At 72.0% G+C, this 6,177-nt stretch carries 6 protein-coding genes; 1 reads left to right on the top strand and 5 read right to left on the bottom strand.

Annotated elements, in window-relative coordinates; translation table 11 throughout:
- Positions 1 to 133: 133 nt before the first annotated feature.
- Entirely contained in the window at positions 134 to 898 is a 765-nt protein-coding gene (locus C469_RS02860) for a ribonuclease H-like domain-containing protein (protein WP_008003700.1), read from the bottom strand.
- A gap of 112 nt (positions 899 to 1,010) precedes the next feature.
- On the opposite strand from C469_RS02860, the gene C469_RS02855 reads away from it, so the two are divergent.
- On the top strand, positions 1,011 to 1,748 hold the full coding sequence (locus C469_RS02855) for an SOS response-associated peptidase (protein ID WP_008003698.1): 738 nt from the start codon (positions 1,011 to 1,013) through the stop codon (positions 1,746 to 1,748).
- 25 nt (positions 1,749 to 1,773) lie between these two features.
- Here the strand turns inward: C469_RS02855 and C469_RS02850 are convergent, their stop codons facing one another.
- The 4 genes from C469_RS02850 to C469_RS02835 all read right to left on the bottom strand — a co-directional run bounded on the left by C469_RS02850 (position 1,774) and on the right by C469_RS02835 (position 6,167).
- Positions 1,774 to 3,222, bottom strand: a complete 1,449-nt coding sequence (locus C469_RS02850) for a small ribosomal subunit Rsm22 family protein (protein WP_008003696.1) — start codon at positions 3,220 to 3,222, stop codon at positions 1,774 to 1,776.
- A 25-nt stretch (positions 3,223 to 3,247) separates the two neighbouring features.
- Entirely contained in the window at positions 3,248 to 4,021 is a 774-nt protein-coding gene (locus C469_RS02845; protein WP_008003694.1) for a prephenate dehydrogenase/arogenate dehydrogenase family protein, read from the bottom strand.
- A 109-nt stretch (positions 4,022 to 4,130) separates the two neighbouring features.
- On the bottom strand, positions 4,131 to 5,414 hold the full coding sequence (locus tag C469_RS02840) for an MFS transporter (RefSeq protein WP_008003693.1): 1,284 nt from the start codon (positions 5,412 to 5,414) through the stop codon (positions 4,131 to 4,133).
- Between the two features lie 75 nt (positions 5,415 to 5,489).
- Positions 5,490 to 6,167 (bottom strand): DsbA family protein, encoded by a 678-nt coding sequence (locus C469_RS02835; RefSeq protein ID WP_008003690.1) that lies wholly within the window; start codon positions 6,165 to 6,167, stop codon positions 5,490 to 5,492.
- Positions 6,168 to 6,177 lie beyond the last annotated feature (10 nt).

Here is a 6,177-nt window from a genome sequence, read left to right as displayed (position 1 = left end):
TCACCGGGGCGCGCCACCGCACCGTTCTTTATAAGCGATCGTCGCCGTCGCTCATGTTCTTTTAAATACCGTATCTTCGCTCCCGACCTGCAACGCTCACTCCCGAAGTCGCTCGCCGCTCTGTCTACAGAGACTACCGCTCGACGGCGTCCGCGACGAACACGTCCTCGTGGAGCGTCTCGGTGACGGCGTCCGCGAGCGTCCGGAGGTTCTCCGTGTCCTCGCGGTTGTACGAGACCAGGGTGTCGAGCGCGTCGTCGTCGCCGCGCTCGTACTCGCGCCAGAGCCGGACGGCGTCTCTGCCCGAGAGGTCCGGGCGGTCGCGCTCGATCCCGATCGCCTTCTCGATCGGCTTCAGTCCCCCGGAGAGCCCGATCCGCTTGCAGGGGTACATGAGATCGAGGTGCGGGGTGTCGATCTCGATGTCGAAGGAGGTCTCCAAGAACGGCACGTCGAACCGCGCGCCGTTGAACGTCGCGAGCAGGCTGGCGTCGGCGAACCGCTCGCGGAGCCGCTCCGCGGTGAGGTCCTCGCCGGCGACGAGCGTCGTCGTCTCGCCGTCCCGATGGAAGCTCACCGTCGTCACTTGGTTGCGATGCTCGTCGAGGCCGGTCGTCTCGATGTCGAAGAAGCAGGTCTCCTCGCGGAAGTTCTCGTAGAGCCGCCAGCGCTCCCCGCTCGGGAAGGTCCGATCGAAGTAGGCGGAGTCGCCGTCGTCGAGCCGGGTCAGCGCCTCGGCGATGAACGACTCGATCCGATCGGCGGTGGTCGAGCCGACGCCCGCGACGTCGACCGCGGGGTCGAACGACTCCCACGTGGTGACGCCCTCGCGCCAGAGGCGGCGCTCCGTCGTCTCGCCGACCCCCTCGACCGGGATGAAGCTGTTCTCGATGCGCATACCCGACCGCGGCGTCGAGCGGGCAAAAACCCGACGGGAGGCGACGGCGTCCCTCGCGGTCCGTCCCGTCCAGATGTCGTTTAAGTATTACCGGTCCCAACCGACCGTATCCATGTGCGGTCGCTACACCCTCTTCACCCCGACCGAGGACCTCGAAGCCCGGTTCGACGCCGACTTCGCGGGCGTCGAACCGAGCTACAACTGCGCGCCCGGGCAGGACCTGCCGGTGATCGCCGACGAGGACCCGACCGCTGCGACCCGGATGAAGTGGGGGCTCACCCCCTCGTGGGCCGACGAGCCGTTCGACCTCATCAACGCCCGCGCCGAGACGGTTCGGGAAAAGCGGAGCTTCGCCGACGCGTTCGAGCGCCGGCGGTGTCTCGTCCCCGCGGACGGGTTCTACGAGTGGGTCGAGGGAGGCGCAGACGGCGAGCGAGACGGCGCCGGCAAGACCCCCTATCGCGTCGCCTTCGATGACGACCGGCCGTTCGCGATGGCGGGACTCTACGAGCGGTGGGAGCCCCCGGAGCCGGAGACGACGCAGACGGGGCTCGGCGCGTTCGGCGGCGGGGCGCACGATGGCGGCGACGACGACGACGGTGGACCCGTCGAGGCGTTCACGGTCGTCACGACCGAGCCGAACGACCTCGTCGCCGACCTCCACCACCGGATGGCGGTGATCTTGGACCCGAGCGAGGAGGGGACGTGGCTCCGGGGCGACCCCGACGAGGCCGCCGCGCTGCTCGACCCCTATCCGGCCGACGAACTGACGGCCCACCCGGTCTCGACGCGCGTGAACTCCCCCGGCGTCGACGCGCCGGAGCTGATCGAGCCGGTCGGAGGAGACTGAAGAAACTCGGACCGCTCCGCCCCGTTCAGGGCGCCACGAGGTCGACGACCGTCTCGTCGTCGACGACCACGTTGTACGCCCCCTCGTCGTCGTTCCAGAGCACGAGCCCGTTCTCGACGAAGACCACGGAGCCGTAGTCGGCGGCCCGGAGGTCGTCGTTGAGCACGGTCTCCCGCGTGCAGACGAGGTAGTGGTCCACCGTCTGCGACCCGTCGCCGACGAGGTAGAGCGCGTTGTCGCCGTCGCTGAGGTCGTGGCTCAGCTTGACGGCGAGGTAGTTCACGCGGTCGGTGACGTGCCCTTCGGAGTCGGCCATGCGCGCGCAGCGGCCGTCGCTCGCCCGCACGTCGACTCGCCGTTTCCCGTCGGGGCGGAGGATCGCGTACGCGAACTGCACGTCGACGTTGACGAACTCGCCCGGCTCGTCCGCCGAGCCGCGCTCGGCCGCCTCGTCGAGTCGGCGCTGGAACGGCGGGACCTCGAGGTCCTCGGCCACGTCGAAGGACCACCCGCCGTCCGAGGGAGTCGCGTCCGGCCAGAGCCGGAGGGCGGGCGCGTACACCGACACGCCGCTCTCGGGGGTCGCGACCGCCCGCTCCACCTCCCGGAGCCCCATGGCGGTGTTGCGGTCGGCGGGCGCGAACGCGACGACGCTCCCGTCGTCCGCGAGCCGGTCGATCGAGGCCTCGACGACCCCCGCCGGGTCGTCGAGCTCCGAGAGGACGTTCCCGAACACCACCAGATCGAACTCGTCCGGGGTGTCGTCACTTCTCGTCGCCGTTCGACCCTCTATCCCGAGGAACGACTCCGCCGTCTCCTCGTGGATCGTCGGCCGGAAGTTCCGTCCCGTCTCGTCGAGCATCTGATCGAGCACGTCCGCCGCCGCGCTCGGCTCGACGGCGTGGTAGTCGACGACGGCGTCGTCCGGGAGGTAGTCGTGGAGGCCGAGCGCGGGGCCGCCGACGCCCGCGCCCACGTCGAGGACGCGGAGCGTCCGGTCGAGCAGCGCGTTCTCGACGAGGTCGTCGAGGACGTAGCCGATCGTCGCGTAGTAGGCCGGCAGGTGATAAATGGCGTACCCGAGCGCCGCGACCCGGTCGTACGCCACGTCGTTCCCGTAGAGGTAGTCGTCCTTCAGCCGGCGCACCGCCTCGCGCAGTTCGTCGCCGGACTCCCCGCGGTGCCAGTTCGCGCCGAACTCCCGGACCAGCAGGTCCTCGAGGGCGAACGAGTAGTTCTCGGGCAGCGCCGTCGGCGCCCAGCCGGGCGCCGGGACGGGCTCCTCGGGGACGGGCTCGAAGGCGCCGTCCTCGCGCTCGCGGAGCCGGAGGTCGAACGCCTCCTCGCGGAGCGTCTCGCGGACGACGGCGGGGTGGGCTCCCCCCTCGATGTACTCCGCGATCTCCTCGGGGTCGATCGGTCTGACGTTGCGCAGGTAGTTGGCGTTGTTCCGGACGGCTGCTCTGTCTATCATGGGATCACTGGCGTGGTCGGCCGACTCACTCGTGTCGCTCTCGCCCCTCGCGGTCGCCGCGGGCGCGCTCGTAGAGGGCCGCGAACGCCTCCGAGTCGGCGGCGGCGATCTCGCGGGCCGCCGCGGCCACGTCGTCGGCGCCGTCGAAGGCGCGCTGGATCTCGGCGTACACCGCGGGCGACCCCTCGGTGACGGTGTCGGCGACCTCGTCGAGCGCGGCCGAGACGGGCGTGTGGAACTCCTCCCGCACGTCCTCGCCGGCGAGCCGCCACGCGAGCACGGCCGCGTGCGCGCCGGCCTGCACCGTCTCCATCGCCTCGTCGTGTTCCGCGGGCGTCGTCTCGAACACCTCGTTGCCGCCGGCCTCGATCGCGGCCGAGATGCCGTCGACGACCGGCCCGCCCTCGTCGACGACCGCGGCGACGTTTCCGGGGACGCGCGGCGGCGCGAACAGCGGATGGTAGCTCGCGCGCTCGCGGTCCGGGGCGTGCTCGCGCATCGCCGCGACCGCGTCGGTCATCTCCCCCGAGACGTCGAGGATCGCCCGCTTCGCGCGGGGCGCGTACGCCTCGACGGCGGCGGGGACCGCCGACATCGGCACCGCGAGACACACCGCGTCGTGGGTGCTGTCGCCGTCGGCCGGGACCGCCTCGGCGGCGCGCGGCGCGGCCGCGTCGGCGGCGACTTCGGGGTCGCGGTCGGCGAAGGCCACGGTCGCGTCCACCGGCGACTCGTCGGCCGACACGGTGTCGGCGATCCAGCGACCGATCTCGCCCGCGCCCACCACGAGGATGTCCATCTGTCGTCGGTACGGAGGGGACGAGCGCCTTAAAAGGACTCGACTCGAGCGGCCGCGCCGCCGCGGTTCGGGCCCGCTTTCGGGTCGCGTCGGGCTCGCGTCCGAGGGGTCACTCCGACGGCGACCGCCCGGTCCCGCCGCCGAGCCCGAGGAGGCCGCCGCCCGGCGCGATCGCCCTCACGGCCGGGAACAGCGCCACCGCGATGGCGAGCTCGAGCCCGCCGACAGCGAGGAACGCGGGGGCGTAGCCGAACGCCTCAGTCGCGCTCCCGCCGATGAGGAAGCCGGCGAGGAACCCGAGCGAGCCGAACACGTTGAACAGCCCCATCGCGGCGCCGCGGGCCTCCGGCTCGACGAGGTCGGTGACGAGCGCCATCGTCGCCGGCGCCATCAGCGCGCCGCACACCCCGACGAGCACCATGAGCGCGGCCGCGACGGGGTAGATCGGCGCCGCGCCGACACCGATCGTGACGACCCCGTACGCGATCGACCCGATCACGACGGGAAGGAACCGGCCGACTCGGTCCGAGAGCGATCCGAACGGGGCCTGCAGCAGCGCGAAGGGGACGAAGAAGAGCGCGAGCGTCGCCCCCGCGGCCGCCGCCGAGAGGCCGAACGTCTCCGGGTCCTGGAAGTAGTAGACGCCGACCAAGGCGAAGAACCCGGCCGTGAGCCGGTCGACGAAGCCGAACGCGAGCGGGACCAGGAGGCCGGGGGTCGTCCGCGCCCGGGCGAGCACCTCGCGGAAGCCCACGTCGCTCCGGGCGGGATCCGCGCCGGCGGCACCCGTCTCGGCCGACCGATCGGCGGCGGCGCGGTCGGAGACGACTCGGTCGTCGACCGTCGCCGCGAGCAGCCCCGATCCGGCCAGTACCGCGGCGCCGGCGTAGACGGGGTACAAGACGTTCGCGTCGGCGAGCGCGCCGCCGACGACGGAGCCGACCGCCGCGCCGAGCCCGATCGCGACCCCGGCGGTCCCCATGTTGCGCCCGTTACCGCCTCGGAGGTCCATCAGCGACGTGATCGCCAGCGAGAAGGCGCCGATGGTAAGCGCGCCGCCGACGATCCGGACCGCCAGCGCCGCCCGGAAGCCGAACCCGAACTCGGGGACCGCGGCGAGCGCGACGTACGAGGCGGCGCCCCCGAGCGCGCCGGCGACGATCAGGGGCGCCCGCCGTCCGAGCGCGTCGCTCGCGGCGCCCCAGACGACCGCGAAGGTCACGAACGCGCCGAACTCCGCGACGAGGAACCACATCCCGGCGTCGATGCCGGCCGGCGCCCCCAGCGCGACGACCAGATCCGGCACGCCGGGATATAAAAGGACCTGCGAGATCAGCACGGCGAGCACGACGGCGCCCAGCCGCCGCCGCTCGCCGCGGTCGTCTTCCGTCATTCACTTATAAAACGTGCCGAACGGGCAAAAGGCCGACGCTCGGGGACGTGAGGCGCCGGACGCCCCGGGGCCGGCCTACAGCGCCTCGTCGATCGCGGCCGCGATCGTCTCCGCCTCGTACGTGTCGACCGCCTCGCCGTTCACGAAGATCGTCGGCGTCCCGCTGACGCCCATCGACTCGCCCTCGCTTCGGTCGCTCATCGACGCCTCCTCGTAGGCCGTGAACTGCGCGTCGGCGATGGCGGCACAGGGGTCCGCGCCGGCGGCTTCGGCGGCGGCGCCAATCGCCTCGCCGCTGTAGCTTCCCTGCGACTCGTACGCTGCCGATGCGAACTCAAAAAACGCCTCGGCGCCCTCCCGGTCGCCGACGCCGCGGGCCGCGCTGGCGACGGGGGCCGCCCACGTCTCGTTGACGGGGATCGGGAAGTCCCAGTGCTCGTACCGTATCTCGCCGGGATCGATGTACTCCTCGCGGATCGTCGGGAAGTGGTCCAGCTTGTAGGTGGCGCAGTGACCGCAGGTGAAGTCCTCGAACGCCCGTACCACCACGTCGGCTTCGGAGTCACCGATGACGGGGCGGAAGTCGAGGTTCGGGTCCGACGGCTCTGAGAGGTCGCAGTCGTACTCGCCCGTATCGAGCGTGTTCCCGCCGCCGCCACTTTCGCCGCCTCCGCCGCCGCCAAGACACCCCGCCGCGCCGACGACGCCGACCGTCGCTCCGGCCGCGAGCAGGGACCGCCGCGTGCGTTCCATACCCTCGCTG

Source organism: Halorubrum lipolyticum DSM 21995, assembly GCF_000337375.1.
Classification (GTDB): domain Archaea; phylum Halobacteriota; class Halobacteria; order Halobacteriales; family Haloferacaceae; genus Halorubrum; species Halorubrum lipolyticum.
The sequence above is the reverse complement of the archived record's forward strand: the minus strand, read 5'-3'. Positions and strand labels throughout refer to the sequence as shown.

Excerpts from the sequence above, each read along its gene's own strand:
- C469_RS02855 (WP_008003698.1), top strand. The coding sequence starts at position 1,011 with ATGTGCGGTCGCTACACCCTCTTCACCCCGACCGAGGACCTCGAAGCC.
- C469_RS02850 (WP_008003696.1), bottom strand. The coding sequence starts at position 3,222 with ATGATAGACAGAGCAGCCGTCCGGAACAACGCCAACTACCTGCGCAAC.
- C469_RS02845 (WP_008003694.1), bottom strand. The coding sequence starts at position 4,021 with ATGGACATCCTCGTGGTGGGCGCGGGCGAGATCGGTCGCTGGATCGCC.
- C469_RS02835 (WP_008003690.1), bottom strand. The coding sequence starts at position 6,167 with ATGGAACGCACGCGGCGGTCCCTGCTCGCGGCCGGAGCGACGGTCGGC.
- C469_RS02840 (WP_008003693.1), bottom strand. The coding sequence starts at position 5,414 with ATGACGGAAGACGACCGCGGCGAGCGGCGGCGGCTGGGCGCCGTCGTG.
- C469_RS02860 (WP_008003700.1), bottom strand. The coding sequence starts at position 898 with ATGCGCATCGAGAACAGCTTCATCCCGGTCGAGGGGGTCGGCGAGACG.